Raw genomic sequence first — 21026 nt, 5'->3', positions numbered from 1 at the left:
CGATGGAGAAACCGCGTCTGATAGTGATTGGCAACGGCATGGCGGGTGCGCGGCTGGTCGCACAGCTCTGCGAACGCGCGCCTGGCCGCTTTCATATTGTGCTGATCGATGAGGAGGCGAGAGCGGCCTATAACCGCATTCTGCTGACGCCGGTGCTGGCGGGCGAGAAAACCTTCGATGAGATCGTGATGCATGACGAGGCCTTGTATGCCCGCCACGGTGTGACGCGGCTTGCGGGGCAGCCGGTGACGGCGATCGATCGCGCCGCCCGCACCGTGTGCGTTGGCGGGGAATCACTCGCTTACGACCAGTTGGTGATCGCCACCGGATCGCGCCCCTTTATGCCGCCGCTTGCCGGCATCGATCTACCTGGCGTCTACGCCTTTCGCCAGCAGGCGGATGTTGAGGCGATGCTGAGCCAGCTCAGCGCCAAAGAGACGGCGGTGGTGCTGGGCGGCGGGGTGCTGGGAATTGAAGCCGCGGCGGCGCTGGCGCAGCGCGGTATTCACAGCGTGATTGTGCATCGCGGCCCGCACCTGATGGATCAACAGCTGGATGCGCACGCGGCAACGCTGCTGCAAGCGAGCCTCAACGCACGCGGCATCGACACGCTGCTGGCGGCAGAGACGCGCGCCTGCTGCGCCGATGCGCAGGGGCGACTTAGCGCGGTGGAGTTGCAGGATGGACGGCAGATCCCGGCGCAGGGCGTGGTGGTCTGCGCTGGGGTGCGACCGAATATCGCCCTCGCGCAGGCTGCCGGGCTGGCGTGCGATCGCGGCATTCTGGTGGATGGACACTTGCGTACTGACGATGCGGCGATTTCAGCGATCGGCGAGTGCTGCCAGTTCGGTGAGATCACCTTTGGATTGGTAGCACCTTGCTGGCGGCAGGCGGAGACCCTTGCCGCCAGGCTTCTTGGTGAAGCGGATGCGCCGTTCGCGCTTGAAGAGGTGCCGCTGCGCCTGAAAGTGAGCGGCCTCGATCTCTACTGCGCCGGGGTGCGCGACGGCGATGCGGTTTACACCGCAACCGATCCGTTTACCGGCGATTACCGCCGCCTGGTGATAAGCAATAACCAGCTGCGCGGCGTACTGCTGTGGGGCGATATCAGCGACGGGCCGGGTTACTTCGCCCGGCTTAATACCCCCGGCCAGCCGAGCCTCTTTACCCCTGAAGAGGATCTTTCCCCCATTCTGAACCAGCCGTTATCCACTGAGATAGCGAGGAGCGATGTGATGTCAAAACCTGTTTTAGTTGTCGCCGGACACGGCATGGTCGGCCACCACTTTCTGCAACAGCTGGTGGAGCGCGAACTGCATCTGCGCTACCAGGTGATTGTCTTTGCCGAGGAGTCGGTACCGGCCTATGACCGCGTGCATCTCTCCGCCTGGTTTTCCGGGCGCAGCGCTGCGTCGCTGTCGATGGTCGAAGAGGGCTTTTTCGAGGCCACCGGCATTGAGCTGCGCCTGAATCAGGGAATTACGCAGATCGACCTTCAGCACCGTTTTGTCGTCGATAAGCTCGGTCGCCAGACGGCGTGGGATCGGCTGGTGCTGGCTACCGGTTCATCGCCGTTTGTTCCGCCGATCCCAGGGAACGACGCACCAGGCTGCCTGGTCTACCGTACCCTCGACGACCTGGTGGCGATCAAAGCCTGTGCCGAGGAGGGCAAGCGTGGCGTGGTGGTCGGCGGCGGCCTGCTTGGGCTGGAAGCGGCGAACGCGCTGCAAAACCTCGGCCTGCAAACCCATGTGGTGGAGTTTGCGCCGCGGTTGATGGGCGTACAACTGGATGAGGGCGGGGCGGCGATGCTGCGGCGCAAAATCGAAGCCCTTGGCGTGCAGGTGCATACCGGCAAAGAGACGCGCGAAATCGTCGCCGGAGAGACCAGCCGCTATCGCATGAACTTTGCCGATGGCACTTTTCTTGAAACCGATCTGGTGCTCTTCTCGGCAGGCATTCGCCCGCGCGACAACCTGGCGCGCGACTGCGGGCTGGCAATTGGGCCGCGCGGCGGCATTGTGATTGATGACCAGTGCCGCACCTCCGATCCTGACGTCTTCGCCATTGGCGAATGCGCGCTGTGGAATGGGCAAATTTTCGGCCTCGTCGCGCCGGGGTATCAGATGGCGCGCACACTGGCGGAGACACTGGCGGACGGTGACGCGGCATTTACCGGCGCGGACATGAGCACCAAGCTGAAGCTGCTTGGCGTTGAAGTGGCGTCGATTGGCGATGCCCACGGCCGCACGCCGGGGAGTGAGAGCTACAGCTGGGTTGATGGCCCGGCGGAGATCTACAAAAAAATCGTCGTCTCAGAGGATGGCAAAAAGCTGCTTGGTGCGGTGCTGATTGGTGACAGCGAGTCTTACAGCACGCTGTTGCAGATGATGCTCAATGATATGCCGCTGCCCGCGAGGCCCGAGACGCTGATCCTGCCTGCCAGCAGTGGGGAAGCAGCGCCAACGCTCGGCGTTGCGGCGTTGCCCGACAGCGCGCAGATCTGCTCCTGTCATAACGTCAGCAAAGCAGATATCTGTGCGGCAGTGAACAGCGGCAGTGCCGATATGGCAGCGATCAAATCCTGCACCAAAGCGGCGACCGGCTGCGGCGGCTGCGCAGCGCTCACCAAGCAGGTGATGGAGTTCGCGCTTGAAGAGATGGGCGTCGAAGTGAAAAAGGATCTCTGCGAACACTTCCCGTACTCGCGCCAGCAGATCTACCACCTGGTGCGGGTGGGCAATATCCGCACCTTTGACGAACTGCTGGCGAAACATGGGCGCGGCCACGGGTGCGAGATCTGCAAACCGCTGGTCGGCTCGGTGCTCGCCTCCTGCTGGAACGAGTACCTGCTGAAGCCGCAACACCTGCCGTTGCAGGATACCAACGACCGCTTTTTTGCCAATATCCAGAAAGATGGCACCTACTCGGTGGTGCCGCGCATTCCCGCAGGGGAAATCACGCCGGACGGGCTAATTGCCATCGGGCAGATTGCGCGGCGCTATAACCTCTATACCAAGATCACCGGCGGCCAGCGCGTCGACCTGTTTGGTGCGCGCCTCGAACAGCTGCCGGAGATTTGGCAGCAACTGGTTGAAGCCGGTTTTGAGACCGGGCATGCGTATGGCAAATCCCTGCGCACGGTGAAATCCTGCGTCGGATCCAGCTGGTGCCGCTACGGCGTGCAGGACTCCACCGCGCTGGCGCTGCAACTGGAGCACCGTTACAAAGGGCTGCGCTCGCCGCACAAAATCAAGATGGCGGTCTCCGGCTGCACCCGCGAATGCGCCGAAGCGCAGAGTAAGGATGTTGGCGTGATCGCCACCGAGAAGGGCTGGAACCTCTATGTCTGCGGCAATGGCGGCATGAAGCCGCGCCACGCCGATCTGCTGGCGCAGGATTTGAGCACCGAGGCGTTAATCCGCACCGTCGATCGCTTTTTAATGTTCTACATCCGCACCGCCGACCGCCTGCAACGCACCAGCACCTGGATGGATAATCTCGACGGCGGCATGGCTTACCTGCGCGAGGTGGTGCTGGAGGATAGCCTGAACATCGCCGCCGAGCTGGAGAGCGAGATGCAGACGGTGATCGACGCTTATCAGTGTGAATGGCAAACCACGCTCTCGGACCCGGATCGGCTGGCGCTGTTTCGCCCGTTTGTGAACAGCGATCGGCCCGATGAGGGAGTGGTGATGGTGCCGGAGCGCCAGCAGATCCGCCCGGCAACCACACATGAGCGCGCCGCACTGCCTTCTTCTGGACACAACCCGCTGCCGCAGGGCTGGGTCGATCTCTGCGCATTATCGGAGATCCCGCACCATGCGGGGATGGCGGCGCGGCTCGGTCATCAGCAAATCGCGCTCTTCCATCTGCCGGATCACCCGCAGCAGGTGTTTGCCCTCAGCAACCATGAACCGGATAGCGAGGCGAATGTACTGGCGCGCGGGCTGCTGGGGACGTTAACGGTGAACCGGTGGTGATTTCGCCGCTCTATAAGCAGCGTTTTCGCCTGCGCGATGGCCGCAGCCTCGATGATGAGCAGACCGCACTCAGCGTCTGGCCGGTGAAAGTGGAGGGCGGGCGCGTGTGGGTGCTGGCGCAGCCGCAAAGCGTCGCGGCAGGGCGCGAACAGCGCATCGCCACGGTGAGCCTGTGACGGGCGCGGCGGTTTCTACCACCTGCGCTTACTGCGGCGTCGGGTGCGGAGTGCGTATGCAGCCTGAAGGGCAAGGGTTTAGCGCCCAGGGTGATACGTTGCACCCGGCGAACCACGGGCGGCTCTGTGTGAAGGGCAGCGCGCTGGGTGAAACGCTGGATCTCACCGGGCGACTGTTGCAGCCAGAGATCGACCAGCAGCCGGTAAGCTGGGAGCGCGCGCTGGATGCGGTGGCGGAAGGGTTGCAGCGGGTAATTGTGCAGTTCGGCCCGCAGGCGGTGGCCTTTTACGGCTCCGGCCAGTTGCTGACGGAGGATTACTATGTCGCCAATAAGCTGATGAAAGGCTTTATCGGCAGTGGAAACATGGACACCAACTCGCGCCTCTGTATGGCCTCGGCGGTGGTGGGCTATAAACGGGCGTATGGTGCCGATGCGGTGCCGTGCAGCTATGAGGATCTGGAGCTTGCAGAGTGCGTGATCCTCACCGGCTCAAATACTGCCTGGGCGCACCCGGTAGTTTACCAGCGGCTGATGAGAGCCAAACAGGCGCGCCCGGAGATGCGCATTATCGTTATAGACCCGCGCATCACCGCCACCTGCGATCTCGCCGACCTCCACCTGCCGCTGTGCCCCGGCAGCGATGCGGCGCTGTTTTGCGGCGCGCTCCATTTTATGGCGCAGCAGGGCAAGCTCGACCGGGAGTTTCTCAATCATTACACCACTGGCGCAGCGCAGACGCTGGCGGCGGTCGAGGAGTGGACGCCTGAGCGCACCGCGGACTATTGCCAGCTACCGCAGGAAGCGCTGCTGGCCTTTTACCAGATGATTGCCGCCAGCGATACGCTGGTGACGCTCTACTCGATGGGCATTAATCAATCCACTTCCGGCGTTGATAAGTGCAATGCCATTATCAACCTCCACCTGGCAACGGGGAAAATCGGCCGTGCAGGCTGCGGGCCGTTTTCGATAACCGGTCAGCCAAATGCCATGGGCGGGCGGGAAGTGGGTGGGCTGGCAAACCAGCTGGCTTCACATATGGGCTTCTCGCCGCAGGAGGTCGACCGCGTCGGACGCTTCTGGAAGAGTGACAACGTCACAAAAAGTCCCGGACTGAATGCCGTCGAACTCTTTCGCGCTGTGGAAAAGGGCGAGATAAAAGCGGTGTGGATTATGGGCACCAACCCGCTGGTCTCGCTGCCGGATGCCGATCGGGTGCGCGCCGGGCTGGCACGCTGCGAGCTGGTGATTGTTTCGGACGTGATGCGCGACACCGATACCACTCGCGCAGCGCATATCCGCCTGCCAGCGCTGGCGTGGGGCGAGAAAAACGGCACCGTTACCAACTCTGAGCGCTGCATTTCCCGCCAGCGCGCCTTTTTACCACCGCCGGGCGAGGCGCGCGCCGACTGGTGGATCGTAAGCCAGGTGGCGCAACGCATGGGGTTTGCCGACGCCTTTAGCTGGCAGCACCCGGCGGAGATCTTTTGCGAACATGCCGCGCTGTCGGGGTTTGAAAATGAGGGCTCGCGGGCGTTTGATATCAGCGGCCTCGCGACGCTCAGCCGGCAACAGTGGGACGATCTTAAGCCCGTGCAGTGGCCGGTAAATGCGCTGCATCCCCACGGCACGGCGCGGTTATTTACCGATAACCGCTTCTTTTTTGCCGATGAGAAGGCGCGCCTGATTGCCGTGACGCCGCGTCTGCCCGCCAACCCGCCGACGCCGCGCTGGCCGCTGGTGATGAACACCGGACGCATCCGCGATCAGTGGCACACCATGACGCGCAGCGCTAAATCCCCGCGGCTGATGCAGCATATCAGCGAACCGTTTTGCCAGTTTCACCCCGACGATGCGCCGCAGATTAGCGCCAACGATCTGCTGCGCGTTTCCTCAACTCATGGCTGGCTGCTGCTGCGCGCGCAGCCGGATGCGCTGCAACCGCGCGGCAGGGTGTTTGTGCCGATGCACTGGAACAGCGCCTTTAGCCAGCAGGCGCGGGTCGATGCGCTGATTGCCGCCGAGACCGATCCGCTTTCCGGTCAGCCGGAGAGTAAGCAGATGCCGGTCAGTATTCAGCGCTGGCAGGCCGCCTGGCAGGGCGAACTCTTTCTGCGTGAAGATACGCTTTCAGCGCCGAAAATCGCCTACTGGAGCCGCATTACTCAGCCCGGCATCACGCACTTTGCGCTCGCTGACAATGCGTGGCCAACATCATGGATGGCGTGGCTGCGCGAACATTTTCTGGCCGACGCGTGGCTGTGCCAGCCTGCCGCCCTTGGCAGCGACGGCTTTAATCTTCTCGCCTGGGCGGATGGCGAACTGCAACTGGCCTTTTACGCGCAGCGTCAGCGCCCGCAGCCAGACCGGGCAGCGGTCATCGCCGCCTTTTCCCGGCCGCCACAAAGCGCCGCACAACGGCTGGCATTACTGGCCGGGCGCAGCGCCAACGGCAAGGCGCCTGCCGGTGCGACAATCTGTAGCTGTTTTGCTGTCGGTGAGCGGGCGATCAGCGAGGCGATTCAGTCAGGGTGCAACAGCGTTTCGCGCCTTGGTGAAAAGCTTAAGTGCGGCACTAACTGCGGCTCCTGTATTCCCGAACTGAAAAGGTTGATTGCCCGCCCGCAGTGACGCGCGTCTGCTATCTTTTGAAGGCATAAACTGCTTTCAGGAGAAGCACTATGTCAGCCAGTCAACCGCTTCGTTTCGCCATCAATTTAGGCAATGCCGTGCTTGCCCGCCAGACCGCGGCGGGTGAGCCTGCCGGGATCACCGTTGAACTTGCCCGGCGGATTGCCGCCGATATGGCAAAAGAGGCGCAATTTATTACCTATCCGACCGCCGGAAAAGTGGTGGAGGATGCAGAGAACGGCGTCTGGGATATCGCTTTCCTCGCCGTCGATCCCAAACGCGAAGAGACATTACGTTTCACCCAGCCCTATATCACTATTCAGGGCACGGCGCTGGTAAAGGCGCAAAGCCCGTGGCAGAGCGTGGCGCAGATGGATAAACCCGGCGTGGTGATAAACGTCGGCAGGGGCGCGGCGTACGATCTCTACTTAACCCGCGAGCTTGATCACGCCACGCTCAATCGACTAAGTTCATCGCAGGCGGCGATTGAAGCCTTTCTACATGGTGAGGGCGATATGGTCGCCGGGATCCGCCAGCCCCTGGAGAAAACGGCGGCAGAACACCCCGGATACCGCGTGCTGGAGGATGATTTTATGCAGATTGCCCAGGCGATTTGTCTACCGCATCAGCAGGATGCGCTCTATCACACGGTAGTGGAAAAGCTGACGCGCTGGCAGACAGAAGGGGTGGTTAAAGAGATAATCGACAGTGAACTGATTGCCTCGAATAATTCAGGAACTCAATGAATGACATCACCATTGCGCCAGCCCGCACCGGGCATCTCGCCGCGCTAAGAGAGATTGAACTCGCCGCTTTTGAAACGCTACGAGCCGCCGGGGCGGTAAGCGGTGAACCGGCGGCAACCAGCCTTGAAGATCTCGAACATTTATCCCGCGAAGGAGTGCTGTTGGTGGCGTTGACTGCCGACCAACAGCCGGTCGGCTTTGCCGGGGCGCAGATCGTCGATAACTGGCTGCATATCGCCGAAATGGATGTTCACCCGGCGTGGCAGCGCAAGGGGATTGGTCGCCAGCTGCTGCGGGCGCTGCTGAGCGCAGGAGAGAGGCGCGGTTTAGCGGGCGCGTCGCTGACCACCGATCGCTATGCGCCATTTAACGCCGCGTTTTACGCTTCGCTGGGTTTTGAGGAGATCAAAGAGGATGTGCTTTCGCCACGGCTTAAAAGCCTGATTGCCGCAGAAGCCGCAAGCGGGCTGGATGCAAGCCGGCGGATTGCGATGCAGCGTTGTTACTAAAACGCAGGCGAAAAAAATGCCCTCACGGGAGGGCAGCAGAGTCAAAATACTATTTTTTCTTTTAGTACATCATCAGTTTGCTCAGTCACGAGCGGGTCTTGATTAGGCAGGAGACACCGTCAAGACAAGAGTAAATATCGCATAAAAATAGTATCGATCAACAATAATTGCCTACCATAATTAATGGTTTTGCAATGATCTGAGATTTATCTGTGCTCAAAAAGCGCGTTCTCTCATACTTTTTTACATTGATAAACAATCTGTTATCTTCACAGGCTTCACGCCACGATCTCCACCTCGGGCTGCCCGGCGCCGCTATTCCAGCTAAACAGCACCAGATGCCAGAGACCCGGCGCTTTGCGCGAAGGGTCAATTAAACCCGCCGCACCCAACGTTTCCAGCTGCTGACGCACGCGCCAGGAGGAGGGCGTGCCGCCTGCGGCGACAATCTCCTGCCACGGCGCAACGGCATCAGCAAGATCGATACCGGCGGCCGTTAACGCAGCAGCGTTGCGTAAATCAAAAATGCGGGCGGCGTGAACGCGCAGTTGCATAATCTCCTGCTGCGCGCTGCGGTTCGCTTTATGCGCCTGCATCGCCGCGTCGACGCCCTCGGGTGAGGAACTCAGGTAGAGCGTCGGTTGATCGGCCCGCGAATATCTGCCCGCATTTCGCGACCCCGCCAGTGCCAGATCGCGGTAAGCAGGATCGATTGCCCGATAAAAAATGCCACTGATGGTGGTAAGCGTTGGCAGCATGATGAACTCCATGAAAAAAAGCAGGCAAAGGCTGCCTGCCGTTGATGTTAATCAGTTGGAAAGGAGCTGAACTACCACAAGCCTGCCGCCTTCTTCCTGGGAGAGAACGAATTGCGCGTTGTCCGTCAGCTCGATTTTGTCGCCAATCGGGATAGGCCTTTTATCCGGGAGCGACATCAGCCCCTCAATCCCTTCGTTCACCAGCCACCACTGATCGTTATGGTAAACAAAGTAGCCAACACGCTTTTTCTGCTCCGCGGTGGTGCGCTCATTCGGCGCAATCAGCCGGTTCACATGCCAGGCGTAAAGGGACTGACCGCTCCACACCATTAACCGGTGATCGTCAGGCCGGAAGCTGCCTGCCTTACGGGAGGAGTAGAGGTTAAGAATCGGCAATTTCCCACTGTAGGGCGTTGCGCAGTAGGGGCAGACCGGTTTGGTTTTGCCGGAGAAGACATACCATTTCTGATCACAGCTGCTGTTCTGGCAGGGCTGGATCAGATCCACGGTTTTCACCAGTGCGCTTTCCCACTCATCAGCCGTCGGGCGACGGGGAGGGTTATGCAACCCCTCGATAAACGCCCGATCGAACAGCGGCGTCAGATAGGGCCCCATAATGGTATAGGGAATTTTTTCCGGGTCGGCCCAGGGCAGCGCAAACGGGGAGATCTGATTAAGCTTGACGGCATTGCTTCTGTCCGTCGGGTGTTCGATAAACAGCGCCCGCTCGCCCATCGCCAGCGTTTCGTCCCGTGTCTCATCATCGAGATCGTGAATTTTTCCGCCTCTGAGCGGGTGGCGGAAAAAGAGATACATGTAGATCAGCACCGCCAGCGCATGGCGATCCGTCGCGATGCTCGGCAGCACGCGCTTAGGATCCTCTTTCGCGAGGTGGCTGGTTTCCACCACTTCCGGCGCGATGAAATCGGGGGTGCCAACCACGTCAGGCGGGTATTTTCCCGGCACGACCAGCCCATCGACATCGATAATACAGGCGTGGCCCTGCTCGGGATCGACCAGCACGTTTTTGTAGCTCAAATCACTGTGGCAGAGGCCTGCGGCATGCATCCTTCTCACCGCACGGGTCAGCAGCAGGCAGACCTTCAGATAGGTGAGGGTGTTGCCGCGCTCGCGCGGATCGAGGAATTTGTTCTGGTTACTGGCGCTGGCGAACCATTTTCCCTCTTTTTCACGCCCTTTGATGCCGAGGAAGTCATCATTCTTCGAACCATACTTAAAGAAGAAGTGCTGCTGATAGACGGGAACGACAATACCGATTTTGTTGTTGTGCTCCACGACATGCGTCGGCCAGCAGAAGAGATCTTTCCAGTAATCCCCGCCCGCCTGCTCAAAGATATTCTGCCGGTAACGCCCGGTGATCATATCAATCCGCTCTCTCGCCTGGGCGTTTTGCGGCTTGTGGTAGAAGGCCACCACATAGGACTTGTCCGGTGAGAAGTAGACATCTTTCATCGAACCCGATCCGATGACTTCGTCGACGTACTGCACCGTCTGCCCATCTTTTGTTGTACATGTAACGATATTTGCCATATTCAGTCACCCGTAACGCGTGTCAGTCACCATGCCAGCACAAGAGTGCGGTCATCATGGTTGCCTGGGGAGAAAAAGTTGAGCCACTCGGCGAGACGTTCCGGTGCCTGCCCGGCATCCTCAAGCAGGGGTGAAAGCTCGTTGACCAGCTGCGTCCACTTCTCGTCGCTGCGCAGGCCGTTATCCGTTTCAAAGCGGGGATCGGAGACGCCATCGGTCATCAGGATAAGATGCGAGACATCCTGCCATTTGCCGACGCTGATGCGTCCGGAGAAGGCGGGATCGGCAATAATCGACGCGTCGAGAAAGCGCGTCTGCCCGGCATACTCGCCGCTGTCAGGATTGCCTAACACGCGCACTTTGCCCGAGGGGCTGTAAGCCGCAATTGCGCCGTCGCCCAGCCAGAACGCGGCGGCAAACAGCTGCTCGCCGAGCCGCAGTGAGACGGTTGCCAGCAGCGTGGTGGAGTAGGTTTTTACCGGCTGCTCCGCGCGAATAGCCTCATTCGAGATGCTGTTAACCGCAAGGGTTGCCGCCTGCTTAAAGTGGTGAAGCATCGCGTTAATGGTATTTTGCTGCTCCTCTGTGCCCCAGCGCGCAATCTGCTGCTTTAACTCTGCGCCTCGCGGCCCGCGTAACTGGCTGAAGAGATACTCCCCGGCCACTTCGGCGGCTATTCGCGATCCTTCGCGGGAGTTTGCCGCGCTGCCCGCGCCATCGGCCACCAGCATCACGCTCCAGCCCGTCTCTTCGCTGTGGTTGAGATAGAAGTCATCATCGCGGAAGCTGCCCGCATGCTCATGGGAGCGCCCGCGGCGGCTCGCCCCGGCGATCCTCACGCCATCACGCACAATCCCTTCATGTTCGACATGCGCTTTCGGGTAGGGGGCATCCGCTGGCGGCTCAATGATTTTCCACAGGCTGCGCGGATCCGGATTCACCACAAACAGCAGCGGCGTTTCACCATTGGTGTGCGAAGCGCAGGACCAGCGCACCAGCATCTCGATATCGCCGCTCTGTGACGGTACGCCGCTCAGTACCTGCTGCGCCTTGTCGAAATGAAGCCCGCACGCTTCAGGGATCACAACATCATTAATGGTTGCCGTCTGCCCATCATCAAGGGTAATCACCAGCGGGGCACAAAAGGCTTCGCCTGCACGGGCATTCGGCACGCTGATACGCGCGCATGGCACAGGGCGTGGCCGTTCTGCTTCGGCGGATCGCGCTGGCGGCACCTGGCCTGGTTTCAACACCGGCGGCGTTGGGTCAAGGGTCGCTTTTGCCGGGGTCTCAAATTCGTAATAGGGCATTAGCTTCCACAACTCCGGGCGCGGCGCGGCCTGTTCAGCGTCGGGCTCTGTTACCACGTCGTCTGCTGATGCGATCGCTTCAGCGCTCTCCTCAGCCTGCGGTGTTGTGGCTTTACCCTCGACGGCCGCGAGCTGGTTTTCCAGCTCGGTGAATAACGCGTCGAGTTTGTCCCGCAGCGCAGGCTCCCCGGACAACGCGGTTAACTCTGCCTCACCGACTTCATGCCCGCGCGACTGCAGAATAAAGCCGATAATCTCTTTTTCAGCGCTCATTAGCCTCGTCCTCTGCTCACGTCAAAATCGGAATCTCCGCCGTTATCTCTGAAGGAGAGCACTCTTTCGCACCATGGGCAAACCACCTCATCAGGCCCATCGATGCAGAGCAGTTTGCCGCAGGCGCACATGGCAAACGCGCTGGCGTTACCGCAGTGGGGGCAGCCCGGCACACCGTGCAGATCGCGGGTGTTTACCTGCACGTTGTAGGTCGATGCGTCAGACCAGTCGAAGTACTCTTCATCGATAGGGTAGCAACCGGCAATATTGAAGTTGTTCAGGTTAAGACGGAAATCGAGACCGGAGACGTTCACCGGCGGGCGCTCATATTTCATCAGATAGGGGCGGCGGGTTTTGCTGCAGCGCCCGGTGAGCGTCACGCAATTCTCATCATAGGCGCGGACAACGTCCTCTTTCGCCAGCCGGACGATATACTCCGTCTGGTTGAGTTCCGGCGGTTTCTCTTCACCCACGCTGCGGCTATGGGCGGTGACGGAGGCGGTGATCCACTTAATAAAGCGGGTAAAGTCACCCTCACGGGACTCGGTAAACAGCATCACATTTTCCGTCAGTTGCCTGAGGATATTGAGATCCGCCGAGGGGCCAAGACCGACCGCGATAAGGTTAACTTTGCGGGCGTAGTGCTCTTTCCAGCGTTTGATCTCCGCGCTGGGATCATCCGTCGGGCGGCCGTCGGTCAGCAGGTAGACCACCGGTTTCCAGTCCCCTTTAACTTCATGGGTGGTGACCCTCACCTGGGTGTCGATCTGCACGCTTAGCTCCCGCAGCGCGGCGCCAAGGTGCGTGCCACCACCAATCGGCAGGCGCGGCGGATAAAACGAGGCGATCTCATGCAGCGGAACAATGGTGCGCGCAATGCCTGCAAAGGCGATGACCGAGACCCAGGCAGTCTCCAGCGCATGGGGATCCTTTCTTAAATCACTGACGATCATTTGCAGACCATCGTTCATTTTTTTCAGGTTTTCACCAATCATGGACTCTGAGCAGTCCAGGACAAAAAATACCGGAAGGCGTCTCATGTCTTATCCTCGTGAGGGCCGTGTAACGCGAACAAAAGGGGAGTGACAGAGAGGCGCAGCACGCCAGCGCGTTGCCTCTCCTGTTCCTTACAGCACCAGCTGGATCTCCGGCGGTGGCGGCGGAAGGTTATCCGAGTCGTTATTCACGCCCGCGCTGGAGCTGCCCGATGAGACGCTCGCCGAGACCCATTTAAAGAAGCCCGCGAAGGCCGTTGAATCGAGGGTTTCGAGCGACACCACTTTATCTGTCAGCTGTTTGAGGTGCTCGTGGCCCGCTTTCGGGCCAACCGCACAGGCGATGATCGAGCCAAATGCGCGGCTGCGAATCGCTTTCACCGCTTCGCCATAAGCGAAGGCATCTGAAGGCGTGCCGTCAGTCATCAGAAAGACCAGCGGTCGCCAGTCACCTTTCTGGTCGCCATCGGCGCGACGTACATCCCGGTCGACGCACTCGATCAGGCACTCCAGCGCCGCACCGGTAAAGGTGGCTCCCGCGCTTGGCACCACGATGTCGGCGAACTGGAAATCCTCCAGCGGCGTCAGCGGAATAAACTCACGCGCCGCATTATCGAAGGTGATGATGGAGATATGGACACTTTCAAGGGCGTAGGGATCCTGACGAAGGGCGCTCAGCATCGCCTGGATACCGACGTTAACGGCGTGAATCGACTCGCCGCGCATCGAGCCGGAGGTGTCGATCACCAGGTAAACGGGTAAGCGGCGCATCACATATAGTTCCTCAGGTGGGCGACAAAGGAGTCTGAAGGCGACGGCTCGCCGATGGCATTCAGCTTCCAGCCGGTCGGTTCACGCACCAGCTCGGCAAACACCATGGAGCGCTGGTGAGTAAAGTTCGGCCCGCCGGAGAGATCAAAGCGCGCCATCTCAACGTTACGGGCATCAACGGCACGGATAAACGCGTTCTGCACTTTACCGAAGTGCTGCTGCAATTTTTCCCCGTTATAGATCTGCACGATAAAGACAATTTTTTCATATTTGGCGTCCAGCGCATTGAGCTTGACGATGATCTGCTCATCGTCGCCGTCACCCGCGCCGGTGCGGTTATCGCCCGTCAGCCAGATATCGCCCGATTTGTGGCGCAGGCTGTTGAAAAAGATAATGTCGCCATCGACCAGCGTCGGTTTGCCATTCTCCACTTTGCCGAGATCGGTCACCTTTCCTGCGGCGTTACAGAGGAAGGCGATCACATCGAGGTCATACTCCTCCTCTTTCTTACCAAACAGCCCGCCCAGCAAACCTTTCTTCTCTTCGTTGATATCCCAACCCAGACCAATGGTGACGGAGGAGAGATCGTGCTCATTTTTCTTCAGGCTCACGCCCTGGCCTTTGCTCAGACTGACAGACATAACGTCCCCTTAATCGATGAGTTATAAAACGACATTCACTTCCGGCGGCGGTGGCGGCAGATCGTCGAGGCCAATCACCTCTTTTTTGCTGGATTCCACCTTCTGGCTGCCTACCGAGATGCTGGCGCTGACCCATTTGAAGAACGCTTTGATGGATGAGCTGTCGGCGGTATCAAGCTGCAGCACCACTTCGGTGATCTCTTTCAGCACGCTGGTGTCGGCATCATGACCCGCTGCGCAGGCGACGACGACGCCGGTGCGCGCCGATTTAAAATCCTGCAACCCTTTGCGCCAGTCGTCGGTCGGGGAACCGTCGGTCATCAGAAACACCAGCGGTCGCCAGTCACCTTTGGTATCTGCGGTGGTTTTCTGCACTTCACTGCTGATGGCGCTGGCGGCAAGGGAGAGCGCTTCACCAAGGGAGGTTGTGCCGCTGGCGGCAAGTGTCGGTAATTGGAAGCTCAGCAGATCGGTTAGCGGTACCGCCTGGCGTGCCGATGAGTCAAAGGTGATCACCGAAACATAGGCAGTTTCCAGGGCATAGGGATCTTGCTTAAGGGTGGTAAGAAGTGTCTGCACGCCGTTTTTAACGGCTTCGATCGGTTCGCCATGCATCGAACCAGAGGTATCAAGCAACAGATAAACGGGTAGTCTTCGCATTATCTAATCCTGTTAGAGGTATGAAAGGTTTGTATCCAGCAATAGCAGAGAAAGCCGGGAGAGACTGTGAATTGCAGCGAAGCGCAGGAAAAAAAAGAGAGCCTTAAATGAAATTAGCGCTTTTTCAACAACTACATAGCGTTATGCCGCGCGGCCTCTGCGAAGTTTAGTCCGCATTCAGCGTGGCGACCATGCGCAATGCGTGTCAAGACGCCAACTTTTATAGGCATCAACAGGGGAAGATGAGGAGAGGGGTAAAACGTGGCGCCCGGCCTGCTGCCGGGGCACGGGAATTAACGCGCGAGCTTTTTGGCGTTGAACTCTTTAATCAGATCGTCGACGGCGCGTTCGGCCAGCTTTTCGACGGCTTCACTGCGCGTCGTACCGCTCAGATTCGCCAGGCGGTCGATTTTGCGCAAGATGCGCATACGCAGCGAGAGCGAGACGGCGGTTTTTTTATCCTTATCGAGATAAACTCTGCCGCCCGTTTCGCTGGTTTTCAGCTCGGCGTGCGCCGCGAGGGCTTCATTCATACGACGCAAGGTCTTCTTATCCAGATGCCCCGGGTTAACAAGGTGGTAAGAGTGCGCCGCCTTGCTGTACTTAATCTCCGCGGAGTAGGACTCACGCAGCTCCTTCAGCGCCCGGGTAAGCGTCGGCTCTGAGCACTCGAGGCTGGTAATAATATCGGCCGCGGCGACGGGTTTACCGGAACCCAGTAAATTGGCGAGCTTAAAAATCCTTTCCTGTCTGGTGTTTAATTGCATCGTTAGGTTTAGCCTGCCTCAAAGGTAGTGGATCAAGTGCGTTCAAACGTCTGACATTAACGTTGCGCTATTCTTCTCTCAGTTCGCTTCCCTGAACAAAATGGCCATCAATGCTAGCAGGCCGATCCTCAATATGAGCTAAATCACGCGCGCCCTTATTGATGCTGAGTCGCGGGAAGCAGCCTGATGCCATCTGCGCTTTGCTCATTCACCAGACCATACACCTGCGCGCGTTCGAGAATACCGACGGCCCAGCGACGGTGCGTCGCCGGTTCGCACATCGACCCCTGGGATTTAAATACCGCCTGGGTCGAGTTGAGAATGCGCAGGGCGTCGGAGTGCTCGCCCTGAGTGACCATCAGCGCTCGCTCAATGACCGCAATCTGCCGCGGATGGATCGCCGTTTTACCGACCAGACCATGCGCCATATCGAGCGCCAGCTCCCGCGCCATCACATCATGATCGTCAATGTGTTCGCAAACGGGCGCGGTCAGCGCGAAATCACGCGGTGCAAATACCGACACCAGCATTTTGATCACGTACCCCATCGGGCTGTCGTAGAGCGTCAGATCGCGCGGACGACGCAGGGAGACCACGTTCATCAGATCGTTGCCACCGATGCGCAGCGCAATAATCCGGCTGTGACAGGGGTGGGCGAGCAGGGCGATAGCCAGCTCACGCATCTGAACAACGTCAAACACCTCTTCGGTTTCGAGGGTAGGCATCATGCAGAGGTGCGTATTGCCCATGATCTCCCACCACTGCGGCAGTGCGCTGAGGGTGAATTTCGGCAGCACAAACCCGTCAACGGCAGAGAGAGCGAGGTGCTCCGTCAGCCATTTCCCCATCTCAGGGTGGCGCGGGCGAATGAACACCAGCGGCCAGTCACCATTGCCGCCAGCCTGTTTGGCAGCGTTGAGGGTGTGTAACAGCTGCGCAAGGTTGGCAAGGGCATCCGGCATATCCGCTTCGCTGACCGCGTCTTCCAGACAGATCACCAGCGAGCGCAGGCCGGGGATCTTCCCGTCGAGGATCGCCCCGGCAATATCGTTACGTGTGGCGGGCATGTAGAGCGTCGCGCCCAGATGCCAGGGGGAGAGGCGTGTAGTCATCAGAGTACCTTCTTGATTATCGTGACGGCCCGGTACTGCCCGAGCTGCTCGCCCATCTCAGTAACGGCAATGCCTTTTTCGCGCGCCAGCCCGACGAGCAGGGCAACGTCCGGATCGTCTGTTGCACGCACAAAGACGTGATCGGGTACGCGGCGCAGCACCGCGCGGGTCGCCTCCGCAATCCCGGGTTTGATACGGTTGACGCTGTCGACGTTAAACTGCTCAGCGAGATCGGCGATCACCTCGCGGCTCTTTTGCCATAACGCCTGCGCGGCATCCAGATCCCAGTGCAGGGCAGGGAGGGTCGCGGGTTGCAGCGTTTTACGAAACTGCGCAACGGTATCGACCAGCATGCGGCTGCACTCATATTCACGCAGATGATCACAGACCACACAGCCGTGTAGCCCCTCTTCAGTCCACACCGAACGGGAGATAAGACCCGATACCGGCGCGCCCATAATACCAAAGGGGATCAGCCAGTCGTCGTCGCTCGCCGCCAGCCATGAACAGCCGCAGGGATCGGCCAGCACCACCAGACGGGGCTGGGGCGGATAACCCTCGCGTCCTTTGAGGGTGCGGATCAGCTCCCCGGTGATGGCGCCTTTACCTGTCCAGCCATCGACAAACACAATGCCGCGCGTGCCGTGCTGACGCTCGATAATCTTCAGCGCTTCACTGTCGATACCACGGTCACGAATGATACTGATGCCGTAGTGAAAAGAGCTTTTGCCCATATCGCGCAGTGCCTGGTGCAGCATCACGCCGAGCGGGACGCCCGCGCGAACAAGGCTGACCAGAATAACCGGTTCGTCGCCAAAACGTGCCGCCAGTTCGCGGGCAAGCTGCGTAACCTCTCTGGCAAGCCGTTCGGCACCGCTGTCGAGCGCCCGCTTAAACAGATCGAGGTGCCACGGTGTTGGTGCCGGCTCCTGGCTGAGCATGTCGGAGTAGTGCTTTTTGCCTGACTGGATCAACGCCTCTTTTTGATCGACCGGGGTCATCTCCATCTCAACCGGCTGAAGCAGGAACTCTACGTCGCCGGGTAAGTAGGAACCGGAAAATCTCGCTTGTGGCTGCATGTTAACCCTCATTAAAAATGCGCTGCGCAATGGCGTCGGCAAACTGGCTCTGACGCGGCATCCCAAACCAGCTGCAGAGCTGCATAAAACGGTGATCGCTCAGGCTGTCGCCGAGACCCAGCACCGGGAAAATGCCGCGCTCGGCGCGCAGCTTCTCCAGCAACCAGCTCACGGCCAGCCCCTTCTCGACGGGCTGCGGAAGCCAGGCGACATTGTTACTGTTGCGGTGAATGTAGAAACCGTCGGTCGGGAACTGCTGCTCGATCTCATCGGCGATGGCATTCAGCTCGTCAAGGCGCGTGCTGTCCCGGTGTTTCATCACCATATAGATCGGCGTGCCATCATACTCATAATTGAGTCTCGCCCAGGCGTTGATGCCCTTCGCCTCCATCATTTCGGTGATAAGGCGCTGCATGGTGACGAGTCTCTCCCCATAGGCAGACAATTTATCGAGCATATGGGCTTTCCACGCCTCATCGGGCTTGCCCTCTGGTGTCAGGATCACCGCCCCATGAGTAGTAATGGCCCAGGAGCGGAAGGGGATCTGCACGCGGCTAATCTCTTCCGTTCCCCTGGCGGTAACCGGAATAAGCTCGGCCTGCTCCAACAGCCAGTCTACTAACATCGCCTGCTCTTCGGTCATAAAACTGCGTGGCGACAGCGAGCGGTCCACGGCACCGGTGCGAAAAGGCTCCAGCGCCAGCTCGTCGACCATTTTGCGGCGGGTCTGGAACAGGGTGTCATCAAGATCGCTCAATACGACGGGCTTATTCATAGGTAACAACCTCAACGACAGGGGCAACATCCGCCAGCGCCGTCAGCAACTGGGTATCGATACTCTCAGCCGCCGTCTCGGTGCAGAGCAGCACGCGGTCAAACCGCTGGTGGCCGACGTTATAGACAAAATTGGCAATGCCGAGACCATAATTGTCGGTAAAGGAGATAACCGACTCGATGGCAAAGCCGAGCGCAATCGGGGAGCGAGTCGTCGAGCTGTAAAAGGCCTGTGCGCCGGCGTTTTCAAGACGCTCGGCCAGCAGAAACGGCTCCCAGACAAACTCACCGCTGCCGAGAACCAGCACGCGCTCACCCGGCGCAACGCGAATCTCACGGCCCAGATCGGCCGCCGGCGCGATCATCCCGAGGCGGCCCCAGCTCTGTTTTCCGGTGATCTCCCACGTGCCGCGGGAGGTGACATTTACGGCGGGCATGACCGGTACAGGCGCATCGGGAAACGGAGTCCAGCTCCATTCGCCGCTGACAAGGGAGACCGCCGTTACCGGCAGTGGGCAGCGCGCCGGTAACGCATTGTTGCTCCAGTCGGTCAGCGTAATGGCGACTACCTGCTCCAGCTGTGGCAGGTGGCCGGTTTCACGGAGCGCCGCCAGCAGGTTGATGAAGGTGTTGCCGGTTGTCGCTTCGTCATCAATCATCACCAGCGTGCGCGCGTCGCTCACCCGGCGGCGCTTCTCTTCATCATCCGGCCAGTAGATCAGATGGTCGGTGGCATGGCTGTGCTCTTCTTTAAACTCGCAGAGCAGTTCGCCCTCGACAGGGTGGCGGGTCGAGGTGAGATAAACCGACTCTCTATAGGTATGGCGCAGTTCGTCAAATACGCCAGCGCCCAGACCGACGGCGGTTTCCGCCATGCCGATAAAGAGCACCGGGCCCGGCAGATCGGCCGGAAATTGACTGGCGAGCTGTCTGTAAGCCTGGCGCATGATGGCAGGCGAAACGGGAATATGGCGGCCGAGCACTTTACTGACAAAGAGAAACGCCCGCTTAGGGTTGCGTCGCTCGGCGATTTCGAACAGGTTTTGCAGCGCGATCTCTCCCTGGTTGCGCGTCACCTGGATGACGCCGCAGGAGAGCGTACGGCGATAGAGTGCATCTTCAGGCACTAAAGACATAATCCAGCCTTAGTTCAGTCGGTTAGAGAGGGTCTGCGGATAGAGCAGCACGTCTGTCACCGCTCTCACGGCGACGGAGGAAAAGGCGGATGCTGCACGCCCAATGACCTCATCTTTTGTCAGCAGGCCAAGCTTAAACGCCGCAAACAGGCCCGGTAAGTTGACGCCACTATGTTGGGTATAACCGATCCCGCCGGAAGGGCGCATGTTAATCTCCAGCAACAGTGGTGTTCCCTGACGATCGTTGCGTGTCTGCACGTTAACCAGCCCATCTGCTTTCATCACACGGGCGCAATTGCAGGCCAGCTCGAAAGCGGCCCCTTCGTTAACCAGATACTGAATCGCCCCCTCTTTTCTGCGACCGACGGCCGCGAGGATTTCGCCGTTGTCGGCAAAAATATCGACGGAGTACTCCGGGCCTGGCAGGTAGGGCATCAATACCAGCGGCTTAAATGATTCGGCGCTGGCGAGCGCGGCAAGATAGTGCTGCGGGTTAACAGTGCGGTTTTCGGGATGGTTAAAGAGATCCATTGCCGCTGCGGTGTCATCAAAACGCCAAAAACCCATGCCATAAATGCCGGTTACCGGTTTTACGCAGATCGGGGTGTCAGAGAAGGGCGGCGACGCGAGATAAGTTTGCAGATCGCTCACGGAATCAACCCGCCATGAGGGGACGACCGGCAGCGCGTGCTGCTGCATCAGCCCGGCAAAAGCGACTTTATCTTCGGCTAATGCGAGCCACTCTGCGCTGGTGGAACCGGTAGTGAGGGTAACGCCAGTGGCCTCAATGGCGGCGCGGTGCTCTTCAAACCACAGGGTGTTGCGGCCAGCGTGAATATGGTGAATGCCGTGTGTCGCTACAATATCGGTGATAAACGACAGGCGCTCAGAGGCCTCTTGTGGCTCGATCAGCGCGTGGTCTGCAACGGATAAGATCTCATTGCGCTCATGGCGGTGTGAGGCATATACGGTCAACTGAAGATGTTGCGCTGCGGCGAAGGTTTTAATTCCCTGAATAATATCTTTTTGGGATGACAAACCTTCCATGAGCCAAATTTTGTTATTCATATTTTTTTATTACCCGAAAAAGCATGCAGCAAGAGGTGATGGGTGAGTCTAAGAATGTCATCAGAGCATGTCAATCATAATATGATG

16 protein-coding genes and 1 pseudogene are annotated in these 21026 nt (G+C 59.2%); 4 read left to right on the top strand and 13 right to left on the bottom strand.

Translation table 11 applies throughout. The annotated features are described in order from the left end of the window. Positions 1-2: 2 nt before the first annotated feature. The 4 genes and pseudogenes from nirB (at position 3) to BWI95_RS16425 (ending at position 8044) form a co-directional block, all read left to right on the top strand. Positions 3-4159, top strand: a pseudogene (gene nirB, locus BWI95_RS16440) (nitrite reductase large subunit NirB). Between the two features lie 56 nt (positions 4160-4215). After that, the gene (locus tag BWI95_RS16435; protein WP_232374377.1) at positions 4216-6789 is read left to right on the top strand and encodes a nitrate reductase; all 2574 of its coding nucleotides are present in this window, start codon (positions 4216-4218) and stop codon (positions 6787-6789) included. A 50-nt stretch (positions 6790-6839) separates the two neighbouring features. Then, positions 6840-7535: a transporter substrate-binding domain-containing protein gene (locus tag BWI95_RS16430; protein ID WP_076769850.1), complete on the top strand. Its 696-nt coding sequence runs from the start codon at positions 6840-6842 to the stop codon at positions 7533-7535. After that, entirely contained in the window at positions 7532-8044 is a 513-nt protein-coding gene (locus BWI95_RS16425) for a GNAT family N-acetyltransferase (protein ID WP_054804163.1), read from the top strand. The genes BWI95_RS16430 and BWI95_RS16425 overlap by 4 nt, the downstream gene beginning before the upstream one ends. A gap of 278 nt (positions 8045-8322) precedes the next feature. On the opposite strand, the gene BWI95_RS16420 is transcribed toward BWI95_RS16425, so the two are convergent. The 13 genes from BWI95_RS16420 to BWI95_RS16360 all read right to left on the bottom strand — a co-directional run bounded on the left by BWI95_RS16420 (position 8323) and on the right by BWI95_RS16360 (position 20939). Next, positions 8323-8802, bottom strand: a complete 480-nt coding sequence (locus BWI95_RS16420) for an RES family NAD+ phosphorylase (protein WP_076769849.1) — start codon at positions 8800-8802, stop codon at positions 8323-8325. 51 nt (positions 8803-8853) lie between these two features. Beyond that, positions 8854-10353, bottom strand: a complete 1500-nt coding sequence (locus BWI95_RS16415; RefSeq protein WP_054804161.1) for a helix-hairpin-helix domain-containing protein — start codon at positions 10351-10353, stop codon at positions 8854-8856. Between the two features lie 26 nt (positions 10354-10379). Then, entirely contained in the window at positions 10380-11936 is a 1557-nt protein-coding gene (locus BWI95_RS16410; protein ID WP_076769848.1) for a PP2C family serine/threonine-protein phosphatase, read from the bottom strand. Then, positions 11936-12976: a TerY-C metal binding domain-containing protein gene (locus BWI95_RS16405; RefSeq protein WP_076769847.1), complete on the bottom strand. Its 1041-nt coding sequence runs from the start codon at positions 12974-12976 to the stop codon at positions 11936-11938. Before BWI95_RS16405 ends, BWI95_RS16410 begins: the two co-directional genes overlap by 1 nt. 87 nt (positions 12977-13063) lie before the next feature. Then, positions 13064-13702 (bottom strand): vWA domain-containing protein, encoded by a 639-nt coding sequence (locus tag BWI95_RS16400; protein ID WP_042716801.1) that lies wholly within the window; start codon positions 13700-13702, stop codon positions 13064-13066. Next, positions 13702-14343, bottom strand: coding sequence for a TerD family protein (locus tag BWI95_RS16395; protein ID WP_076769846.1), 642 nt, complete (start codon positions 14341-14343; stop codon positions 13702-13704). Before BWI95_RS16395 ends, BWI95_RS16400 begins: the two co-directional genes overlap by 1 nt. A gap of 21 nt (positions 14344-14364) precedes the next feature. Next, positions 14365-15003, bottom strand: a complete 639-nt coding sequence (locus BWI95_RS16390; protein WP_023478652.1) for a vWA domain-containing protein — start codon at positions 15001-15003, stop codon at positions 14365-14367. A 293-nt stretch (positions 15004-15296) separates the two neighbouring features. Continuing rightward, positions 15297-15770 (bottom strand): hypothetical protein, encoded by a 474-nt coding sequence (locus BWI95_RS16385; RefSeq protein ID WP_023478861.1) that lies wholly within the window; start codon positions 15768-15770, stop codon positions 15297-15299. 155 nt (positions 15771-15925) lie between these two features. Further along, entirely contained in the window at positions 15926-16882 is a 957-nt protein-coding gene (locus BWI95_RS16380; RefSeq protein ID WP_076769845.1) for an HpcH/HpaI aldolase/citrate lyase family protein, read from the bottom strand. Next, positions 16882-17961 (bottom strand): cysteine protease StiP family protein, encoded by a 1080-nt coding sequence (locus BWI95_RS16375; protein ID WP_054804159.1) that lies wholly within the window; start codon positions 17959-17961, stop codon positions 16882-16884. Before BWI95_RS16375 ends, BWI95_RS16380 begins: the two co-directional genes overlap by 1 nt. Before the next feature lies 1 nt (position 17962). Then, positions 17963-18736 carry an HAD family hydrolase gene (locus BWI95_RS16370; protein WP_054804158.1) on the bottom strand — a complete coding sequence of 258 codons (774 nt, stop codon included), beginning with the start codon at positions 18734-18736 and terminating at the stop codon, positions 17963-17965. Further along, positions 18729-19871 carry a phosphoribosyltransferase domain-containing protein gene (locus tag BWI95_RS16365; RefSeq protein ID WP_054804157.1) on the bottom strand — a complete coding sequence of 381 codons (1143 nt, stop codon included), beginning with the start codon at positions 19869-19871 and terminating at the stop codon, positions 18729-18731. The genes BWI95_RS16370 and BWI95_RS16365 overlap by 8 nt, the downstream gene beginning before the upstream one ends. Positions 19872-19880: 9 nt before the next feature. Continuing rightward, on the bottom strand, positions 19881-20939 hold the full coding sequence (locus tag BWI95_RS16360) for an ATP-grasp domain-containing protein (protein WP_054804156.1): 1059 nt from the start codon (positions 20937-20939) through the stop codon (positions 19881-19883). Positions 20940-21026: the final 87 nt, after the last annotated feature.

It is taken from the genome of Kosakonia cowanii JCM 10956 = DSM 18146 (genome assembly GCF_001975225.1).
Taxonomy (GTDB): Bacteria; Pseudomonadota; Gammaproteobacteria; order Enterobacterales; family Enterobacteriaceae; genus Kosakonia; species Kosakonia cowanii.
The sequence above is the reverse complement of the archived record's forward strand: the minus strand, read 5'-3'. Positions and strand labels throughout refer to the sequence as shown.

Bases quoted from the DNA above. Each gene is read 5' to 3' on its own strand.
- BWI95_RS16435 (WP_232374377.1), top strand. From the start codon at position 4,216: ATGCAGCCTGAAGGGCAAGGGTTTAGCGCCCAGGGTGATACGTTGCAC.
- BWI95_RS16430 (WP_076769850.1), top strand. From the start codon at position 6,840: ATGTCAGCCAGTCAACCGCTTCGTTTCGCCATCAATTTAGGCAATGCC.
- BWI95_RS16425 (WP_054804163.1), top strand. From the start codon at position 7,532: ATGAATGACATCACCATTGCGCCAGCCCGCACCGGGCATCTCGCCGCG.
- BWI95_RS16420 (WP_076769849.1), bottom strand. From the start codon at position 8,802: ATGCTGCCAACGCTTACCACCATCAGTGGCATTTTTTATCGGGCAATC.
- BWI95_RS16415 (WP_054804161.1), bottom strand. From the start codon at position 10,353: ATGGCAAATATCGTTACATGTACAACAAAAGATGGGCAGACGGTGCAG.
- BWI95_RS16410 (WP_076769848.1), bottom strand. From the start codon at position 11,936: ATGAGCGCTGAAAAAGAGATTATCGGCTTTATTCTGCAGTCGCGCGGG.
- BWI95_RS16405 (WP_076769847.1), bottom strand. From the start codon at position 12,976: ATGAGACGCCTTCCGGTATTTTTTGTCCTGGACTGCTCAGAGTCCATG.
- BWI95_RS16400 (WP_042716801.1), bottom strand. From the start codon at position 13,702: ATGCGCCGCTTACCCGTTTACCTGGTGATCGACACCTCCGGCTCGATG.
- BWI95_RS16395 (WP_076769846.1), bottom strand. From the start codon at position 14,343: ATGTCTGTCAGTCTGAGCAAAGGCCAGGGCGTGAGCCTGAAGAAAAAT.
- BWI95_RS16390 (WP_023478652.1), bottom strand. From the start codon at position 15,003: ATGCGAAGACTACCCGTTTATCTGTTGCTTGATACCTCTGGTTCGATG.
- BWI95_RS16385 (WP_023478861.1), bottom strand. From the start codon at position 15,770: ATGCAATTAAACACCAGACAGGAAAGGATTTTTAAGCTCGCCAATTTA.
- BWI95_RS16380 (WP_076769845.1), bottom strand. From the start codon at position 16,882: ATGACTACACGCCTCTCCCCCTGGCATCTGGGCGCGACGCTCTACATG.
- BWI95_RS16375 (WP_054804159.1), bottom strand. From the start codon at position 17,961: ATGCAGCCACAAGCGAGATTTTCCGGTTCCTACTTACCCGGCGACGTA.
- BWI95_RS16370 (WP_054804158.1), bottom strand. From the start codon at position 18,736: ATGAATAAGCCCGTCGTATTGAGCGATCTTGATGACACCCTGTTCCAG.
- BWI95_RS16365 (WP_054804157.1), bottom strand. From the start codon at position 19,871: ATGTCTTTAGTGCCTGAAGATGCACTCTATCGCCGTACGCTCTCCTGC.
- BWI95_RS16360 (WP_054804156.1), bottom strand. From the start codon at position 20,939: ATGAATAACAAAATTTGGCTCATGGAAGGTTTGTCATCCCAAAAAGAT.